This window comes from Ornithinimicrobium ciconiae, assembly GCF_007197575.1.
GTDB lineage: Bacteria > Actinomycetota > Actinomycetes > Actinomycetales > Dermatophilaceae > Ornithinicoccus > Ornithinicoccus ciconiae.
On record NZ_CP041616.1, the window covers coordinates 1724701 to 1741662 of the forward strand.

16 protein-coding genes are annotated in these 16962 nt (G+C 70.0%); 9 read left to right on the forward strand and 7 right to left on the reverse strand.

What is annotated here, in order from left to right; genetic code table 11:
* Window positions 1–78: 78 nt before the first annotated feature.
* Window positions 79–690, reverse strand: a complete 612-nt coding sequence (locus FNH13_RS07860) for a hypothetical protein (protein ID WP_143782947.1) — start codon at window positions 688–690, stop codon at window positions 79–81.
* A 133-nt stretch (window positions 691–823) separates the two neighbouring features.
* On the opposite strand from FNH13_RS07860, the gene FNH13_RS19815 reads away from it, so the two are divergent.
* Window positions 824–1606: a VOC family protein gene (locus FNH13_RS19815; RefSeq protein WP_143782948.1), complete on the forward strand. Its 783-nt coding sequence runs from the start codon at window positions 824–826 to the stop codon at window positions 1604–1606.
* 46 nt (window positions 1607–1652) lie between these two features.
* Window positions 1653–2882 (forward strand): acetyl-CoA hydrolase/transferase family protein, encoded by a 1230-nt coding sequence (locus FNH13_RS07870; protein ID WP_143782949.1) that lies wholly within the window; start codon window positions 1653–1655, stop codon window positions 2880–2882.
* A gap of 114 nt (window positions 2883–2996) precedes the next feature.
* Here FNH13_RS07870 and FNH13_RS19015 read toward each other — a convergent pair whose 3' ends face one another.
* From FNH13_RS19015 to FNH13_RS07890, 4 genes are all read right to left on the reverse strand, one after another.
* Window positions 2997–3920 (reverse strand): hypothetical protein, encoded by a 924-nt coding sequence (locus tag FNH13_RS19015; protein ID WP_165700056.1) that lies wholly within the window; start codon window positions 3918–3920, stop codon window positions 2997–2999.
* Window positions 3913–4443 carry a SigE family RNA polymerase sigma factor gene (locus FNH13_RS07880; RefSeq protein WP_143782950.1) on the reverse strand — a complete coding sequence of 177 codons (531 nt, stop codon included), beginning with the start codon at window positions 4441–4443 and terminating at the stop codon, window positions 3913–3915. Before FNH13_RS07880 ends, FNH13_RS19015 begins: the two co-directional genes overlap by 8 nt.
* A 125-nt stretch (window positions 4444–4568) precedes the next feature.
* Entirely contained in the window at window positions 4569–5375 is an 807-nt protein-coding gene (locus FNH13_RS07885; RefSeq protein ID WP_143782951.1) for an SDR family NAD(P)-dependent oxidoreductase, read from the reverse strand.
* 29 nt (window positions 5376–5404) lie between these two features.
* Window positions 5405–5977 carry a hypothetical protein gene (locus FNH13_RS07890; protein WP_143782952.1) on the reverse strand — a complete coding sequence of 191 codons (573 nt, stop codon included), beginning with the start codon at window positions 5975–5977 and terminating at the stop codon, window positions 5405–5407.
* A 125-nt stretch (window positions 5978–6102) separates the two neighbouring features.
* Here FNH13_RS07890 and FNH13_RS07895 point away from each other — a divergent pair, with 125 nt between their 5' ends.
* The 3 genes from FNH13_RS07895 (at window position 6103) to FNH13_RS07905 (ending at window position 9277) form a co-directional block, all read left to right on the forward strand.
* Entirely contained in the window at window positions 6103–6501 is a 399-nt protein-coding gene (locus tag FNH13_RS07895) for a YkvA family protein (RefSeq protein WP_228266648.1), read from the forward strand.
* Between the two features lie 335 nt (window positions 6502–6836).
* A complete protein-coding gene (locus tag FNH13_RS07900; protein ID WP_143782953.1) occupies window positions 6837–8366 on the forward strand; it encodes an MDR family MFS transporter in 1530 nt (509 codons plus the stop codon).
* A 140-nt stretch (window positions 8367–8506) separates the two neighbouring features.
* Window positions 8507–9277: an RDD family protein gene (locus FNH13_RS07905; protein WP_165700057.1), complete on the forward strand. Its 771-nt coding sequence runs from the start codon at window positions 8507–8509 to the stop codon at window positions 9275–9277.
* A gap of 159 nt (window positions 9278–9436) precedes the next feature.
* On the opposite strand, the gene FNH13_RS07910 is transcribed toward FNH13_RS07905, so the two are convergent.
* Window positions 9437–11593: a S9 family peptidase gene (locus tag FNH13_RS07910; protein ID WP_143782954.1), complete on the reverse strand. Its 2157-nt coding sequence runs from the start codon at window positions 11591–11593 to the stop codon at window positions 9437–9439.
* A 164-nt stretch (window positions 11594–11757) separates the two neighbouring features.
* On the opposite strand from FNH13_RS07910, the gene FNH13_RS07915 reads away from it, so the two are divergent.
* Window positions 11758–12681 (forward strand): PAC2 family protein, encoded by a 924-nt coding sequence (locus FNH13_RS07915; protein WP_143782955.1) that lies wholly within the window; start codon window positions 11758–11760, stop codon window positions 12679–12681.
* 107 nt (window positions 12682–12788) lie between these two features.
* Here FNH13_RS07915 and FNH13_RS07920 read toward each other — a convergent pair whose 3' ends face one another.
* A complete protein-coding gene (locus FNH13_RS07920) occupies window positions 12789–14300 on the reverse strand; it encodes a hypothetical protein (protein WP_143782956.1) in 1512 nt (503 codons plus the stop codon).
* 118 nt (window positions 14301–14418) lie between these two features.
* On the opposite strand from FNH13_RS07920, the gene FNH13_RS07925 reads away from it, so the two are divergent.
* From FNH13_RS07925 to FNH13_RS07935, 3 genes are all read left to right on the forward strand, one after another.
* Window positions 14419–15120, forward strand: a complete 702-nt coding sequence (locus tag FNH13_RS07925) for an EcsC family protein (RefSeq protein ID WP_228266649.1) — start codon at window positions 14419–14421, stop codon at window positions 15118–15120.
* Window positions 15121–15216: 96 nt separating this feature from the next.
* A complete protein-coding gene (locus FNH13_RS07930; protein WP_143782958.1) occupies window positions 15217–16350 on the forward strand; it encodes a DUF4192 domain-containing protein in 1134 nt (377 codons plus the stop codon).
* A gap of 82 nt (window positions 16351–16432) precedes the next feature.
* Window positions 16433–16843 carry a universal stress protein gene (locus FNH13_RS07935; protein ID WP_143782959.1) on the forward strand — a complete coding sequence of 137 codons (411 nt, stop codon included), beginning with the start codon at window positions 16433–16435 and terminating at the stop codon, window positions 16841–16843.
* Window positions 16844–16962 lie beyond the last annotated feature (119 nt).

Consider the following 16962-nt stretch of genomic DNA (forward strand, 5'->3'; position numbering starts at 1 on the left):
GCAACTGGTCGTCACCTCCGGTGCGGAGACGTCGAAGGGCGCCGACGGTCCCGGCAACAACAGGCACCGGCCGCGACGCTAGGGAGTCGGAACTGCCAGAGGAATCGGTGGTCCGCGACGCACGAGGGAGGTGTGCACCGCCAGGTGGATGGTGGGCACCCAGGCCTGCTCGTCGACGAGCCGGGCCGCGGGTGTGGTGGGGCGCACGGGCAGGGTCGTGACCGGGTGCAGGAAGCGCCACGCCAGGTGTCGCACCGCGGAACTCAGGCGAGCGAGGATCAGCTCACCGTGCCGCAGAGCCGCCGCAGTCAATAGTGCCGCTGCCAGGTGGGCCACGACCATCCACACCGAGGTGCCGGTCTGAGTGGCCGCTGCCCCGGTGGCATGGTGCGCGTGCGCTTCCGCCGCGTCCGCGTCGGTGGCGCCGAGCATGAAGAGATTGTGGAAGAGCAGCTGGCTCGCGCCGACCGACAGCAGCAACCGCAGCGACGGCAGGCGCACCCCGGCGAGCAGGATGCAGACGCTGATCGCGAGGAGCAGCGGGATGACAAGGCCCGGCAGGGCAGGCATCGCGCCGCCGGCCATGAGGTGGAAGAGCAGCGCGATCGTCGTGGCGACGGCGGCCGCCAGCCCACCGCGCACGAACGCCCGACGCTGGGCTGCTGCCCAGGGGGTGCGCGCCTCGTCCATGGCTCCATGCTAGGCACGCCGGCTGCGAGGGTGCCCAACGGCACCCCGCAAGACCAGGCGATGACTTCGCCCCACCAGCGTGGTCAGCACTGATGAGGAGCCGACGACCGGCCCCCACGACGAAGGAGCACTCATGACCACCCTTGGCAGCATCATGCTCGGCACGACCGACCCGGACCGGTTGCACCAGTGGTACACCACGGTGCTGCCACCGGACAGCGACGACCGACAGGGGGACTACCGGATCCTGGGGTATGGCGGGTTCTACCTCTTCCTCGACGGTCGCGACGACGTGCAGGCCAGCCACCCCGACCCGGCCAGGACACTGCTGAACTTTGACGTGGACGACGCCCGCGCCGTCACCGCACGGATGGAGGCGGCGGGCAGCACCTGGGTGGCGCCCCTGGAGGACCGTGAGGGCAGTCTCTTTGCGACGGCCCAGGATCCGGACGGCAACCACGTCCAGGTGATCCAGCTCTGCGCGGAGCACCTGGCACAGATGCAGACCAACGAGACCGGCACCGCGCCCGCACATGGGGTGGTGGCCGACGAGGCGTTCGGCGGCTTCTCCGCCGACGACCTGGCGACCGCCCGGTCCTTCTATGCCGACACCCTCGGCCTGCGGGTGGTCGACGGTCCCGAGCAGATGCCCCTGCTCTTCCTGGATGCTGGCCGGCACAAGACCCTCGTCTATGACAAGGGGGAGGCGCACGTCCCGGCCACCTACACCGTGCTGAACCTGCCGGCGCTGGACGTCGAGGCCGCGGTCCGCGACCTGACCGACCGCGGTGTGGAGTTCCTGCGCTACGACGGCATGGAGCAGGACGAGCTGGGCATCCAGCGCGGGGGCGGCCCCCTGATCGCCTGGTTCAGCGACCCGGCCGGGAATGTGATGTCGGTGATCGAGCGGGACTGAGCCCGTGGTGTCCGCCGTGCACCGGTGACTGCGCCAGACTGGACCCGTGATCAGCGTCGACACCGCCACCCTGGCCGCCAGACTCCGCGCCCTGCCCGACCATCCACGGGTGGTCGTCTCCGGCAACCACTGCGTGCCGTGGGAGCTCGTCCGTCTGCTCGACGAGCAGGTCGAGAGCTACACCCTGCACCTGCTCAACGCACCGCCCGGCATCCCGGAACGCGACGGTGTCGTCGCCGAGACCTGCTTCGTGGGGGCCGGGCAGCGCCGACACCCCGACCTGCGCTACATCCCCTCCCGACTCTCCCTGGTCCCGGTGCTGTTCCGCGAGGCGCTGCCGGTGGACGTGGTGCTGCTGCACTGCGCACCGCCGCGCGATGGGATGGTCTCCCTGGGCATCGAGGTCAACGTCCTCCCGGCGGCCATCGAGGCTTGCCGGGCACGTGGCGGGTTGGTGATCGGGCAGGTCAACGACCAGATGCCCTTCACGTATGGCGACGCGCTGGTTCCCGTAGACCACCTCGACCTGGTCCTCGAGGCCGGCAGCCGACTGCCCTCCCCGCCGGATGGCATACCCCTGGGTGAGGACGCGCTCGCCATCGGTGAGCAGGTGGCCGCGATGGTGCCGGACGGCGCCACCCTGCAGATGGGCATCGGGGCGGTGCCCGACGCGGCGCTCGCCGCCCTCACCGGGCATCGTGGGCTGCGGCTGTGGACCGAGATGTTCTCCGACGGAGTGCTCGACCTGGACGCTGCCGGGGCCCTGGACGCAGAGCATCCGCTGACCACGTCGTTCCTCTTCGGCTCGCCCGAGCTCTATGCCTGGCTCGACGGCAACCGACGCGTGCACCTGCAGCGCACCGAGCGCACGAACGACCCCGGACTCATCGCCCAGCAGCGGCTGATGACCTCGATCAACACCGCTCTCGAGGTGGACCTGTTCGGCCAGGCCAACGCCTCACGGATCAACGCCCGGATCCACAGCGGCATCGGTGGGCAGACCGACTTCATCGTCGGCGCGCTCCACTCGCCGGGCGGGCAGGCGATCATGGCGCTGCGGTCGTGGCACCCCAAGGCCGACGTGTCCACGATCGTGCCGTTGCTGGACGAGCCGGTCACCTCGTTCCAGGCCTCGGCCATCGTCACCGAGCAGGGCGTGGCCCCCTTGTTTGGGCGCAGCGAGCGGGAGCAGGCGGCCAACCTGATCGAGGCCGCCGCCCACCCGCGCGTGCGTGACGAACTGTGGGAGGAGGCGCACCACCTGGGCCTGGCCTGAGCCTGCGGGCTTTCGATCCTGGCGTGCGCGGGTCGGCCTCCTGCCTGTGGGGTGCAGAACCGGTCACCGGTGACCGCTTGTGCACCCCACAGATCACGCAGACGCGGCGCTCCCTCAGGGACCGGTCGTGACTGTGGCCTCGTCGCCGAGCTGAGCCGGATCGTCGGTGCCGCCCATCACGAACTCGCCGATCACCGTCTCCCCGTCGGACTCATAGACCGGCACGCTGACGGTCTGTCCCGCGCGCTCCTCCTGCATCTGCAGGGCGTGCTCGGGCGAGGTCGGTTGCGGGCCCCAGGCGGCATTCATCCCCGCCACATACGCGTAGCCGGTCTTGCCGTTGGTCGCGATGACAGCGAGGAGGTCGGGGGAGCCGTTGACGTTCTCCACGCCGAAGGTCTCGCCCTTGGCGTTGACGCCCCACTCGGTCACCTCAGTGCTGACGTAGGACGCCGTCAGCCGCCAGGACGAACCCTCGGTGGCCCGGATCTTGATCGCCTCGGCACCCTCGGGGAGGCTGACGACGTAGGCCGCGGACTCGAAGTCCTCCGCCCCGGTGAGTTCGGTCCCGGCCTCCGCGCTGTCGCAGATCATGCCCGCGCCGTCAGGATAGGTGAAGTCACCGGCGCTCAGGCAGTCCAGCACCATCCCCACACCGCTGGCACCCTCGGGTCGATCACCCAGCTCCACCGTCACCGTCCCGGTGCCGGTGATCGTCACCGGGATGCTGAGGTGTGTCACCTCCGTCCCGCCGTAGCCCCTGTCCTGTGCGTGGGTGTCCGTCGGTCCAGTGGTCTCCACCACTCCTCCGCCGGGCATGATCTCGGCGGTCTCGGGCAGCAACTGGGCCGCGACGGGCACCGCCAGGGCCACGGCCGCCACCACGCCACCCACCGCAACGGCCGTCTGCCGACCCCTCCGCCGCTGCACCCGCTCACCGATCCGTTCGAACCGGTCGATGGGGTCGATCAGGTCAGGGGGGAGGCTCTGCAGCCGGTCCCTGATCTGCTCAACCTGCACGCGCTCCGTCTCATCCATCACAAGTCCCTTTCACCAGGGCGTCCTCGCCGATGACCTGCCGCAACCTGGTGAGCCCCTTGGACGTCTGGCTCTTCACCGTCCCGGGGGAGCAGGTCATGATCTCGGCGACGGCCTCCACCGACAGGTCGTCGAAATAGCGCAGCACCACGGCCTGGCGCTGGCGCACCGGCAGCTGCGCCAGTGCGTCCAACAGGACCAGACGGTCGGTGACGGAGTCGCTCGGGTCCGGGTCGGCATACGCCTCGGTCGGTATGCCGGCACCAGCCACGGTGAGGTCCGTCGGCTTCTCGCGGGTCCAGAAACGGGCGCGCCAACTCGCGTTGGTGCGCACCATCACCTGGCGCACATAGGCCGTGGGGTGGCCCTGGCTGACCCGTGACCAGTGCGGCCAGGTCCGGGCCAGGGCTGTCTGCAGGAGGTCCTCGGCGGCCGCTGCGTCACCGGTCAGCATCCAGGCGGTCCGCAGCAGGGACGGTGACCGTCCCTGCACGAACTCCCGGAATCCGTCCGGCTCCCGCATGTGGCCTCCTTGCTCCTGACCATCAAACCGGCTGGGGCCACGGATCGGTTGCTTCTGGGGTGCAGGGGCGTACCGAACCTCCCCAAGAAGGCGCGGCAGGCGGGCAAAACCTCCCCACACCTGGGTCAGCGCAGGTGACTGGCCCCGTTGAAGTCGACGACGGCGCCGGAGATCCACTCGGCACCGGGCTCGGCCAGCATGCGGACGGCTTCGGCCACCTCCTCCGGGGTCGCGACCCGACCGAATGGGCTCTGCGCGCGGATGGCGTCGCCGGTGGCGCCCTGCAGCAAGCCGGCGGCCATGTCCGTGGCGATGAAACCCGGCGCGATGGAGACGACCCCGATCCCGTGCGGTGCCAGGGCGATGGCCATCGACTGGCCGAAGGCATGCAGCCCGGCCTTGCTCGCGCCATAGGCAGGGACGTCCGGCTCGCCGCGATAGGCACCGCGCGACCCCACGTTGACGATGCGCCCGGCGGGGCTGCCCTCGGCGGGGGCGACCTCCAGCATGTGCCGGGCCACGCAGAAGGTGAGGTTGGCCGGCCCCATCAGGTTGGTCTCCAGCGTGGTCCGCCAGGCCCGCACCCAGCTGTCATAGTCGGTGTCCGTCAGGCGGTGGTCCCCACGACGGCTGCCGCCTGCGCCAGGGTCGAGGAAGAGCGCGGCATTGTTGACGAGCACGTCGATGCGCCCGAGGATCTCGACGCCCTGCGCCGCCAGTGCCTGCGTCTCCTCCGGTGACGCGAGGTCGGCGCGCACCAGGCCGTGGCCCTCGCCGGGCAGGGACTCCAGCACCTCCCTGGCGCGCTCCTCCGCGCCCCGGTAGTGCACCACCACCCGGTCGCCGCGCTCGGCGAACGCCCGGGCGGTCGCCGCCCCCACACCCCGTGAGGCCCCCGTGACGAGAACTCCTCTGCCCGCGTGCTTTTCCATGGGGCAACCATAGGCGGGCTGCGAGCGGCTCAGGGCACCCACTGCTCCTCGACGCTGGTCACCTCGCCCCCGGACGTCTGCACCCAGATCCCGAACGGGATGCCGCGATCGTTGAGTATGCCGCGCCAGGCCGGCACGTCGCCCTGCACCTCGGACGTGGGGTCGCCTGAGAGATAGAAGGTGACCTCGGCGTCCTGGGCCACTGGCAGCTCGCGGGTGAGCTCGTTGTTGTTGCGCACGAAGTAGTCGTTGGGCGGAGGCTCCTCGCCGGCACTTTCTGCGGCGGCGATGGCGGCGTCGCCCGTGAACCAGCACGCCAGATCGAACTCAATCGAGGACTCGGTCGTCGAGGCGACCAGCCCGAACCAGCGTCCGTCGGGCAGCGTGGTCTCGGAGGTGGGCGTGCACCCCGAGCCCTGCGCGCCGTCAGCAGCGGTGGGTGGGCCCTCCGTCTCAGTGCCGGGGTCGACCGGTGCACCTGCCTCGGGGCTCGGGCTGTCCGGGGTCGTCGCGTCCGGGGGCACCGGCTCGGGTGAGTCAGAGCCGCAGGCGGTCAGGAGCACGGCGAGACCGAACAACGGGGCAAACTGCTTCGCCAGCATGGCGCACCACTTCCCGTGGGGACCGACAGAACTCAATGTAGTGCGGGAATCCTGCGGGCACCACGTTCGTTAACCTTCCCGAAGCGAGGACCGCCGTCCTCGCGCCGCACGAAACGGAGCCGACCTTGGCACACGCTGCACGCCGACCCCTGCGCTGGGGCGCCCTGATGGGCGTCGCCACCGCGATTCGTTCTGCCAGCCGCCCCGGTGCTCCTGGCCTGGGGGAGCGGCTCGCCGCCCTGCCGCGAATGATTCGCGCCATCATGACCAAGCGCTACGCCGGCGTCGACGGCTCTAAGCTGCTGATGATGCTGGCCGCCGTCGGTTATGTCGTCAGCCCGATCGACCTGATGCCCGAGGCGATCCTGTTCCTCGGCGGCCTCGGTGACGACGCCCTCGTGGTCGGCTGGCTCGCCGTGACGATCGTCAACGCGACCGACGACTTCCTCGACTGGGAGCGCAACGGCGACGCGATCCCCGGCCAGGTCTACGACACGACCTGGTCCAACCGCCAGTACTCGTAACTGCCAGTACCTCTAACTGCCAGAACTCTTGACTGCCAGAACACTTGACTGTTGGTACTCCTCACCGCCGGTACTCGGCGCAGTCCGGCACCGGCCGCCGGGCGACCCGCCTACGAAACCCCTCCTAAAAGACGTGACCTGCCTACGAAACCCCTCCCAAGAGACGTGATCCGCCGACGAAACCTCCCTTAAAATGGGTGGGCGGCGAGCGATAATCGTTTGCTGTCGGCGGCCTCGGGGGGCACCATCGAGGGGACCGCCGATGAGTGCGGCACCCGGCAGTGGTCAGCACTGCTGTGAGCACCACCCCACCCATCCATGACAAAGGAACCACTATGTCTGCGCGCAGGTCTGCCGCACCCGTATCAGTCTCGGCGGAGCGCACCCCGGCCGTGGTCTTGTGGCTGGTCGCTGCCGCCTTCGTGGTGATCCTCAACGAGACGATCATGATGAACGCGATCCCGCAGCTCATGGTCGGACTCGACATCGACGAGGCCGCGGCACAGTGGCTGTCCACCGCGTTCCTGCTCACCATGGCTGCGGTGATCCCGGTGACGGGGTGGTTTCTGCAACGGGTGAGCACCCGAGCCGCGTTCGCGACCGCCATGACCGTCTTCATCCTGGGCACGACACTCGCAGCCCTCGCGCCGACATACCCGATCCTGCTCGGGGCCCGCATCGTCCAGGCCTCCGGCACCGCCGTCATGATGCCCTTGCTGATGACGACGCTGATGACGGTCGTGCCAGCGGCGAACCGGGGCCGGGTCATGGGCAATGTCACGCTGGTGATGTCCGTCGCCCCAGCGCTGGGACCAGCGGTGTCGGGTCTGCTGCTGGGCCTTGGTTCCTGGCGCCTGATGTTCCTCACCGTGCTCCCGATCGCCGTGGTCGTCACCGTCCTGGCACTGCGCAAGCTGCCTAATGTGGGTGAGCCACAGCAGGTTTCCATCGACTGGCTGAGCGTCGTGGTCGCAGCCGTCGGCTTCGGCGGGCTGGTCTTTGGCCTGAGCAGGTTTGGTCAGGGGCTCGGTGCCCAGCCGTGGCTGATGGTCGGCGGGAGCGTGCTGGCCATCGTCCTCTTCGTGGTGCGCCAGCTGGTGCTGCAGCGGCGCGGCAACCCGCTGCTGGACCTGCGCACCTTCCGGCACCCGGTGTTCACCCGGGCCGTACTCCTGCTGTCGGTGAGCTTCATGGCGATGCTCGGGGCGATGATGCTGCTGCCGCTGTATCTGCAGCAGGTGCGGGGGCTCACGGCACTGGAGACCGGTCTGCTCGTGATGCCCGGTGGCATCGCGATGGGTCTGCTCGGACCGCGCGTGGGCCAGATCTTCGACCGCTACGGCAGCCGGATGCTGATCATCCCCGGGGCGATCGGCGTCGCGCTGGCGATGGGATCGCTGACGCTGATCAGCACCAGCACGCCCTACTGGCAGATCCTGACCGCCCACCTGGTGCTGATGGTCAGCCTGGCGGCCGTCTTCACCCCGACGTTCACCCTGGGCCTGGGCGATGTCCCGGCCCGCCTCTACTCGCACGCGAGCTCGCTCCTGGGCACCCTGCAGCAGGTCGCCGGTGCGCTGGGCACGGCCATCGTGATCACCATCATGACCGCCCGCGCGAGCCGTCTTGTGGCCGACGGCACCGCACCCCTGGAGGCCACCGTGGAGGGCATGCGCTGGGGTTTTGTCTTCGGTGCGGCCACGGCACTGGTCGTCGTGGGCCTCGTGCTGCTGATGCCGAACCGTTTGCCGGAGCGGGTCGAGACCGGGCCAACGGAGCCCGCCGAACCGGTCCAGGATTCCGCACCCGCGTCCGACCTCGTCGGCGATCGATTGAGCCCCACCAGCGCCAACTCAGGGACCTGATCAGGAAATGTGCTGCCGCACAGGCCCTTCCCCTAAGCGGCGATCACCACTAGGCTTCGCGGGAGTTGCGCCCAGGCGGCGCGATCGACGCGTCCCTCCTGGAACGCGGGGGCGTCCCGTGTCAAGTTCAGAGGTGCTCTATGTCTGACCCTGTGACCCCGCCCAACCAGCCCCACGGGGCACCACCGCCGCCGGGTGGCTACCAGCAGCAACCGGGTGATCAGCAGCAGCCGGGCGGATTTCCGCAGGGGGGCTCCCAGCAGCAACCGCCCGCAGGCGGCTATCAGCAACCCCCCGCAGAGGGCTACCAGCAGCAACCCCCAGCAGGTGGCTACCAGCAGCAATCGGGCGGATACCAGCAGGGACCGCAGGGCGGGTACCCGCCGGCGGGCGCCTATGGGGGCGTGGCCAGCGGGGTGGGCCAGCCGGGAAACCTGACCGACCGGTTCCTGGCCAAGCTCATTGACTTCGTCATCCTCGTCGTCGTCAACATGATCCTGGTCTCGTTCCTGATCGTCGGTGTCCTGATGAACAGCTCCGGGGGCATGTATGGACTGGGCGGTGGCAGCTTCCTCGTCGGGGTGGTCAGCTCGGTGCTGATCGCCGCGATCTACCTGGGCTACTTCGCCTTCATGGAGTCCAGCCGCGGACAGACCATCGGCAAGATGGCGATGAAGCTGCAGACCCGGGGTCAGGGCGGTGGAAACCCGACGATGGAGGAGGCGCTCAAGCGCAACGCCTGGGTCGGTCTGAGCGTGCTGGGCATCATCCCGCTCGTGGGCGGCATCGTGGCTGGGCTCGCCCAGCTGGCGGCGATGATCCTCATCGCGGTCGGCATCAATGGCGACGCGGTGGGACGTCGCGGCTGGCACGACCAGTTCGCCGGCACGCAGGTCATCAAGATCGGCTAGTTCTCAGCACACTCCCTTCGGGCCCCGACTCGGCCTCACTCCGTGAGGCGTCGGGGCCCGAAGTCGTGGGCCCGAAGTCGTGGGCCCGAAGTCGTGGGCCCGAAGTCGTGCTGCCCGCCCCACTGCTCGCCCCACTGCTCGCTCAGCGCCGCTGGTCACTCAGCTGCTCGCTGCGGACCCGTCCTGCCTCTCGTCCTCCTCCTGGGCGGCGGCCGCCGCCCGCAGCTGCTTGGCGCTCGGTGCCGACCGGCCCAGCTCCACCGGCAGCTCCCCAGCCTCGTCGCCGAGGACGTGCTGGGCCAGGAAGTTGGAGACCACCTGATACCAGACCTTGGCGTGCTGGGGGGAGAGGATCCAGTGGTTCTCGTCGGGGAAGTAGAGGAAACGGTGCACGGTCGAACCGTCGTCCCCGGCCGGCAGACCGGAGTGGGCGAGGAGTTCGTACCACAGCCGCAGCCCCTCGCCGATGGGCACCCGGTAGTCCTTGTCGCCATGGATCACCAGCACCGGGGTGACGATCTTGTCCACGAAGGCGTGCGGGCTGTTGTCCCTGCCCATCTCGGCCGTCATCTCGCGCTGCCAGTAGAAGGCCGCATCAGTCGTGGGGCCGAACTGGTCCAGCGCCCACAGCGAGGCGTGCGTCACGATCGCCGAGAAGCGATCTGTGTGGCCCGCCACCCAGTTGGCCATGTAGCCACCGAACGACCCGCCCATCGCGGCGGTCCGTGACTCGTCGATATCCGCCCGGGCGACGACCTCGTCGGTGATCGCCATCAGGTCCTCGTAGGGGGCCACGCCCCACGAACCCCACCCGCGCTGGATGAAGTCCTGCCCGTAGCCCGTGGACAGCGCCGGGTCCGGCAGCAGCACGGCATAACCCTGCACCGTCATCAGCCACGGGTTCCAGCGCCAGGTCCAGGCATTCCAGGAGCCGAGCGGCCCACCGTGGATCCACAGCAGCAACGGGTGCGGTCCCTCGCCCTCGGGCAGGGCGAGCCACCCGCGCACCCGGGTGCCGTCCTCGGTCGTGGTCTCCACCTCCTCCAACCGGCCAGGGATCTCCGGACGCTCCACCGGTCCGGGCAGCGGGGTCACCGCGCCGGTGGACAGGTCGATCGCCACGACCTCGGAGGGGAAGAGATAGCTGGAGCGCACGGCATAGGCCCGGGTGCCGTCGGGGGAGACGATCACCTCGCTGTAGGCCGCGTCGTCCGCGGTCACCTGACGCACCGCACCGGTGGCCACCTCGATCGAGAAGATCGGGGACCGGCCGTTGTCGTCGGCGATCACCAGCACCGCGCTGCCATCCGGCAGCCACGCGGCGGGAGTGGCCCAGCGGTCCCAGTCCCCGGCCAGCAGGGTGCGCTCGCCAGTGTCCAGGTCGAGCAGGTGCAGCTGCGGGTGCGGCGCGCGCTCCGGGGTGCTCTGGGGATCGACCACGATCACTGCCCGCGTGCTGTCCGGACTGATCAGCGGGGCAGAGAACTCGTGCCCCGGCTCATCGGCCAGGACACTGCGCTCACCGCTGGTCAGGTCGATGCGCACCAGCTGCGTTCGTTGGTTGCCTCGTGCCTCGGGCACCGTCAGGGAGACCACGGCAAAGGTGCCGTCCGGGCTGATCGCGGGAGCGTGGTCGCGCATCGTGGCCCCGACGCCCTCACTGACCCAGCGCAGCCGCAGTGGTGGGACGTGGTCGGTCGTGGTCGGCCGCGCGGGCGTCTCCTGCTCGGCGGGCTCGGCCACGAACAGCTGGGGGGCGCTGGGTCCGAGGTCCGCGTCCCAGTGCCGCACCGGATAGCGGTCGTGCAGGATCGCCTGGACGCCGGCGTCCTTGCGGGCCTTGTGGATCGCGGCGTGCGTGGCCTCATCGGTGGCACCGGGGAGCTGCCCGGCCAGCACTACGGTCACGTCGGCGTCGTGGGCACACAGCACCTGACCGACGCCGCCGGGACGGGAGAGAACCACCCGGGCCTCGCCACCGCCGGCCGGGATCTCCCACAGCGCGGCCTCGGGGGAGTCGTCCTCGGCGTCCGGGTCGGGGCGCGCCGAGGTGAACAGCAGCGACCCGGTGCTGCTGAAGGCCGCCCCTGCCTCGCCCTTGGCGCTGCGCGTGATGCGGTATGCCGGGCCCTCGCCCTGCGGGTCGACTCCCCAGAGTGCCGTGGCATAGCCGGTGCCCGCCGCGGTGATCGTGCTGACGGTGGTGACCAGTCGGGTGCCGTCCGGACTCATCGCCAGCCCACCCAGCCGCGGCATCGCGACGTAGTGGTCGAGGTCGTGGAAGATGGTGCCGGTCGCCGTCGACGCTGAAGTCATGCCATCTTTCCTATCACCCGACCCCGACAGGGCGCGCGGTCAGGTGCTTGTTCTCGACAGGGCCGACACCGGAGGGCGTCAGCGTCGGTACCGGACGGCATACTGCTGGGAATCCCGCGAGGACCTGCCGCGTTGTGCGGTGTGAAGACCTGAGGAGGACTGACGTGATCGAGCCAAGTTCGCTCTACCACCTGGAAGCCGAGGCTGCCCAGCAGCCCCAGCACGCGCCCTTGCTGCACGTGTCACTCGAGGGATTTATGGACGCGGGCAATGTGCGCAGTCAGGTGACCGAGCACCTGCTGGAGCACCTCGAGCACACCGTCGTCGCCTCGTTCGACATGGACAGCCTGATCGACTACCGCTCGCGACGCCCCCTGATGACCTTCGACCGGGACAATTACAGCTCGTTCGAGGAGCCGTCGCTGACCCTCTACCGCGTGATCGACCGGTCGGGACAGCCGTTCCTGCTGCTCGACGGCATGGAGCCGGACTTCCACTGGGAGGCGTTCACCAAGGCCGTGCACCAGGTGTGCCTGGGCTTCGGAGTGCGTCGGATGGTGTCCGCCCACGGCGTGCCGATGGCGGTGCCGCACACCCGACCGATCGGCGTGACCCGCTTCGCCAGTGACCGCGAACTGATCGGTGACGTGGAGCCGCTGTTCGGGCAGGTCCAGGTCCCCGGCAGCGCCGAGGCGCTGCTGCACCTACGGCTGGGCGAAGCCGGTGTCGACACGATGGGCGCAGCCGTGCACGTGCCCCACTACCTGGCCGAGGCGCGCTTCGGTGACGCGGCAGTCGCTGCGCTCGACACCCTGGCGGGCTACACCGGTGCAGCCCTGCCGCGCGAGGAGCTCGTGGCGGCCGCCGGCCTGAACCGGGCCGAGATCACCAAGGAGCTGGCCGAGAACCACGAGGCCGCGGAGGTTGTGTCCGCCCTCGAGCAGCGCTATGACCGGTTCGTGGAGGGGCAGCGCAAGCGCAGCCTCCTCGCGGCCGAGGCCGCCGAGCTGCCCAGCGCCGACGAGATCGGCGCCCAGTTCGAGGACTTCCTGCGCGAGGTCTCCGACGAGGGTTCACCCGAGGTCTAGGCGGGCGACCCGGGTGCCTCACACGGGGCAGCCGGGCACACGAGAGGGGCCAGTCGAGATGTCGACTGGCCCCTCTCGTATGCCGTGGGGAACCTCGGTGGAGGTCCTCAGGCGTTGTTGTCCCACCGCGGCGGCGGGGGCGGGAACTGCTGCGTAGCCTGATCCGCGTCGCCCGGGTCGTCTCCGCCCGAGTCGTCTCCGTCGGAGTCGGACTGGCCCTCGCGTGGCTGGTCACCCTCCTGGCCGGTGTCCTGCGGCGGGGTCGACGCCTCGTGACCCTGACCCGCCTCGTCCGGCGCAGGACCGGGCACCGGCTGACCCGGGCTCCAGGCAGTGGCGCCGGAGGAGGGAGAGCCCTCGGTGCTCGGGGCACCTGGACCCTCTGTCTGCCCTCCCGGTCCCTGCTGACTCCCCGGTCCATGCTGGCTCCCCGGTGCCGGAGCCGGCTGGCCGGCTCCGGGGTCGTAGCCGCCCTGCTGCTGCCCGTAGCCAGCCTGACCCTGCTCGGTGCTGTAGGGCTGCTGGCCGTAGCCACCCTGCTGGCCCTGGTCCTGGCCACCGGCATACGGCTGCTGGCCGTAGCCACCCTGCTGGTCATAGCCCTGGGCGGGCGGGTAGGCCTGGGTCTGGTCGTGCTGCTGGGCGTAGCCGCCCTGGCCGTAACCCTGGGTCTGGTCGGTGGAGTAGGGCTGCTGGCCGTAGCCACCCTGCTGGTCGTAGCCCTGGGCGGGCGGGTAGGCCTGGGTCTGGTCGTGCTGCTGGGCGTAGCCGCCCTGGCCGTAACCCTGGGTCTGGTCGGTGGAGTAGGGCTGCTGGCCGTAGCCACCCTGCTGGCCCTGGTCCTGGCCACCGGCATACGGCTGCTGGTCGTAGCCACCCTGCTGGTCATAGCCCTGGGCGGGTGGGTAGGTCTGCGGGTGATCCGGCTGGGCATAGCCCGCAGGGGCGTAGCCGCCCTGCTGATAGCCGCCCTGCTCGTAGCCGCCCTGTTGATAGCCGCCCTGCTCGTAGCCGCCCTGCTGGTAACCCGCCTGCTGGTGACTCTGCTCCGGGTAGCCGGCCGCGGAGCCGGTGTGCGAGCTGTACTGGTAGGCGCCGGCGTCGGCCGGGGTGGCCTTCTTGCGGCGTGTCAGGAGCGCACCCAGGCCCAGCAGCGCCGCGACGCCCAGGGTGATAGCTCCGATGAGCAGGCCGAGCTGGCCGATCAGCCCGGGTGCGGTGGTGCGCGCGGCGTTCGGTCCGACATACACCGCCGCGTCGCTGCCCTGGCAGGTGACGACGTGGCTGTCGGCGTCCAGGTCGGACGGGGTGCGGGCCACCTCGAAGAACTCGCGGTCGCCGACCATCACCGAGTAGGTCGAGGTCGGTCGCTCCATGGTGGCGTCACCGGCCTGGCAGACGATGTCATCGCGGATGTCCTCCTCGGCCCACAGCGACATGCCCGAGGCGGGGACCGAGACGGTCTGCCCAGAATTGATGCCCTGCATGTTCGGCGTGGCGGTGTTGAGCACCCCGTAGAGTCCGAGGCCCACGAGGACCAGACCTGCTACGGCGAGCAGGGCCGCGAGGGCCCCCAATGCCTTGGACGGACCGGCAGACGATTTCTCCCCATTACCCATGCCGGGAAATCTAGCGCACGGCACGGTCAGCGCGAAGGCCGCGTGTTGGCCCCGCGGGTGGCAGGATGAGTCGCGGAGCGCCGCGGGCAAGCAGCGGCCGAGACGCACAGGAGGGCCTGTGGGCCTGTTCGGGAGCGACAAGAACGAGCCGGAGACAGCGGAGGCGCTGGAGGAGAGCGGCGTCACCGCCAAGACCGCCAACGCCCTGGTGGGCAAGTTGATGGACGTCGGGATCGACGGACTCGGGCCGCTGGACTCCGTCGCCCGTGTCGTCGAGGAGGCCCTTCAGGACAAGGGTGGGCATCCTGAGAAGGCGATCAACAAGATCGTGCGCAGCCACATCAAGATGAGCGCCGTCGGTGGGTTCGTCACCGGCGTGGGAGGCATCTTCACCCTGGTCGTCTCGCTGCCGGCCAACATCATCGAGTTCTATGTGCTGGCCACCCGCATGGTGGGCAGCATCGCCACGATCCGCGGCTACGACCTGGAGCGGCCCGAGGTGCGTGCCGCCGTCCTGCTGACCCTGGTCGGCGCGGACAGCCAGGACCTGCTGTCCAAGGCCGGGGTCGCCGGCACTGGACGGCTGGCGCAGGTCGCGATGCAGCGCCTGCCCAAGGCGGCCGTCATGGTGATCAACAAGGGCGTCGGCTTCCGTCTGGCGACCAAGATGGGCGCCAAGTCCGTGAGCCGGTTCACCCGTGCGGTGCCGGTGGTCGGCGGCGGGATCGGCGCCGGTCTGGATGCCTTCCTGATGAACCGGATCGCGGACCAGGCCCGCACCGAGTTCCCCGAGATGGCCACCGCCCAGCTCGAGGCCTGAGCACCGGTTATCCACCGGGTCCGCCAGGCTGCGGACCTGTCCACAGAGTTGCTCGCCACCCTTTCGACGGGGTCGACCCGTCGGAAGGGTGGCTCTATGACGACCACTGATATCCGAGTCCGCGGCATGGCCGAGCTGATCGCGACAGTGCCTCTGCAGCTGGGCTACCGCCCGGAGCGCAGTCTCGTGCTGATCTTCCTGGAAGGTCCGGACGAGGGGTCACCCTCGGCCCGACCCGCGGGCCGCATCAGGCTCATCTGCCGCATGGACCTGCCCGAGGACGCTGGGGCCTTCGAGGAGACCCTCGAGGCGATCCACCAGATCGTGTGGCAGCACCAGCCCGGCCTCGTCGGGGCCCTTTCCTATGAGGCCGACGAGGACGCGACCGCGATCCTGGCGGCCGTCGCGAGCACCTGTGTGTCCCTGGGGTCCGGCGTCTATCAGCTCGCGCGGGTTCGCTCCACCCGTTGGCTCGCCCTGTGCCCCGGCCAGGATGACCCTGGCGTATGGCGTGAACTCCCCTCCACAGACCGGGTCCCGGCTGCGGCCGAGCTGATCTGGCACGGGGCCTGCACCGGACCCTCGCGCGAGGAGCTGACGGCTGTGATCCGTGGCGGTGATGCGACCGGACAGGCGAGCCTCGCGGAGGAGATCGAGGCCTACCTCACCCGCTTCGCCGCCGCCCTGCCTGACGACGGCTCGGCCGGCACCGGGCCCCGGTCCGGGCCAGCGGGGAAGCCCCAGGTCGCTGATCGCTTCCTGGAGCGGGCAGCGCTGGCCTGGCGCCGACTCCTGGACCCCACGCCCGAGGGACCGGCGGTGACGGACCTGCCGCCGGCGGTGGTCGCGCAGGGACTCGTCTTCCTGTGGGACCGGGGATTCCGCGACGCCCTCATCGCGTGGGTGGCCCCCGGACAACTCGGTCCCGGGCTGCTGCCACCCGACGTGCTGGCTGCCTTTGTCCGGCACCTGCCGGTGTCCCGACTGCGGGACCGGGCGCGGCTGGACCGGCTCGTCACGCTGTGCGGGCTGGTGCGGGACGACTGTGCCGCTCCCATCCTCACGGTGACGGGTCAGGTCGCCTGGGCCATCAACCAGGGCACGGTCGCCAATATCGCGATCGAGCGGGCACGGGAGGTGGATCCGGACTATCACCTGGCGGTCCTGACCAACGACCTGCTGCGCGCGGCCATCCCACCGCCGCCGGGACCGTTTGTCCGCGGGGCCTGACCTGGCAGGTTGCCTGCACCAGCTGGTCCCGGTGCGTGTAGCCTCCTCGCAGAAGGCCGCACCACTGACAGGGAGTGATGACATGACGATCATCGTTGGATATGTGCCCACCAAGGAAGGACGGGCCGCGCTGCGCCGCGCGGCTCAGGAGGCGTCGCTGCGGCACCTCAAGCTGATCGTGGTCAACTCCCACCGCGGGGGCCGTGACTTCGACGCCAAGGAGGCGCAGCGCTTCGAGACCGAGCTCGGCCGGGTCCAGGAACAGTTGGACGCCGAGGGCATCGAGCACGAGGTACGGGCACTGGTCCGTGGCAACGAGCCCAGCGAGGACCTGATCGCCATCGCCGAGGAGTCCGGCGCCGAGTTCATCGTCATCGGGCTGCGCCGCCGCACCCCGGTCGGCAAGCTGATCCTGGGCTCCAACGCCCAGCGGATCCTGCTCGACGCCTCCTGCCCGGTGCTGGCCGTCAAGGCCGAGGACGTCGACGAGTGAGGCGCTGACCTCTCCCTGACCACCGGGACGGCCCGGGTGCACTGCGGTGTGCCCGGGCCGTCCCGTCTGCCGCCCCTATCGCGCCGGTCACCGACCGTCCTAGACTGGCGGCACTCTCC

Bases quoted from the DNA above. Each gene is read 5' to 3' on its own strand.
- FNH13_RS07860 (WP_143782947.1), bottom strand. From the start codon at position 690: ATGGACGAGGCGCGCACCCCCTGGGCAGCAGCCCAGCGTCGGGCGTTC.
- FNH13_RS07880 (WP_143782950.1), bottom strand. From the start codon at position 4,443: ATGCGGGAGCCGGACGGATTCCGGGAGTTCGTGCAGGGACGGTCACCG.
- FNH13_RS07930 (WP_143782958.1), top strand. From the start codon at position 15,217: ATGACGACCACTGATATCCGAGTCCGCGGCATGGCCGAGCTGATCGCG.
- FNH13_RS07935 (WP_143782959.1), top strand. From the start codon at position 16,433: ATGACGATCATCGTTGGATATGTGCCCACCAAGGAAGGACGGGCCGCG.
- FNH13_RS07885 (WP_143782951.1), bottom strand. From the start codon at position 5,375: ATGGAAAAGCACGCGGGCAGAGGAGTTCTCGTCACGGGGGCCTCACGG.
- FNH13_RS19815 (WP_143782948.1), top strand. From the start codon at position 824: ATGACCACCCTTGGCAGCATCATGCTCGGCACGACCGACCCGGACCGG.
- FNH13_RS19015 (WP_165700056.1), bottom strand. From the start codon at position 3,920: ATGGATGAGACGGAGCGCGTGCAGGTTGAGCAGATCAGGGACCGGCTG.
- FNH13_RS07920 (WP_143782956.1), bottom strand. From the start codon at position 14,300: ATGGGTAATGGGGAGAAATCGTCTGCCGGTCCGTCCAAGGCATTGGGG.
- FNH13_RS07910 (WP_143782954.1), bottom strand. From the start codon at position 11,593: ATGACTTCAGCGTCGACGGCGACCGGCACCATCTTCCACGACCTCGAC.
- FNH13_RS07890 (WP_143782952.1), bottom strand. From the start codon at position 5,977: ATGCTGGCGAAGCAGTTTGCCCCGTTGTTCGGTCTCGCCGTGCTCCTG.
- FNH13_RS07900 (WP_143782953.1), top strand. From the start codon at position 6,837: ATGTCTGCGCGCAGGTCTGCCGCACCCGTATCAGTCTCGGCGGAGCGC.
- FNH13_RS07905 (WP_165700057.1), top strand. From the start codon at position 8,507: ATGTCTGACCCTGTGACCCCGCCCAACCAGCCCCACGGGGCACCACCG.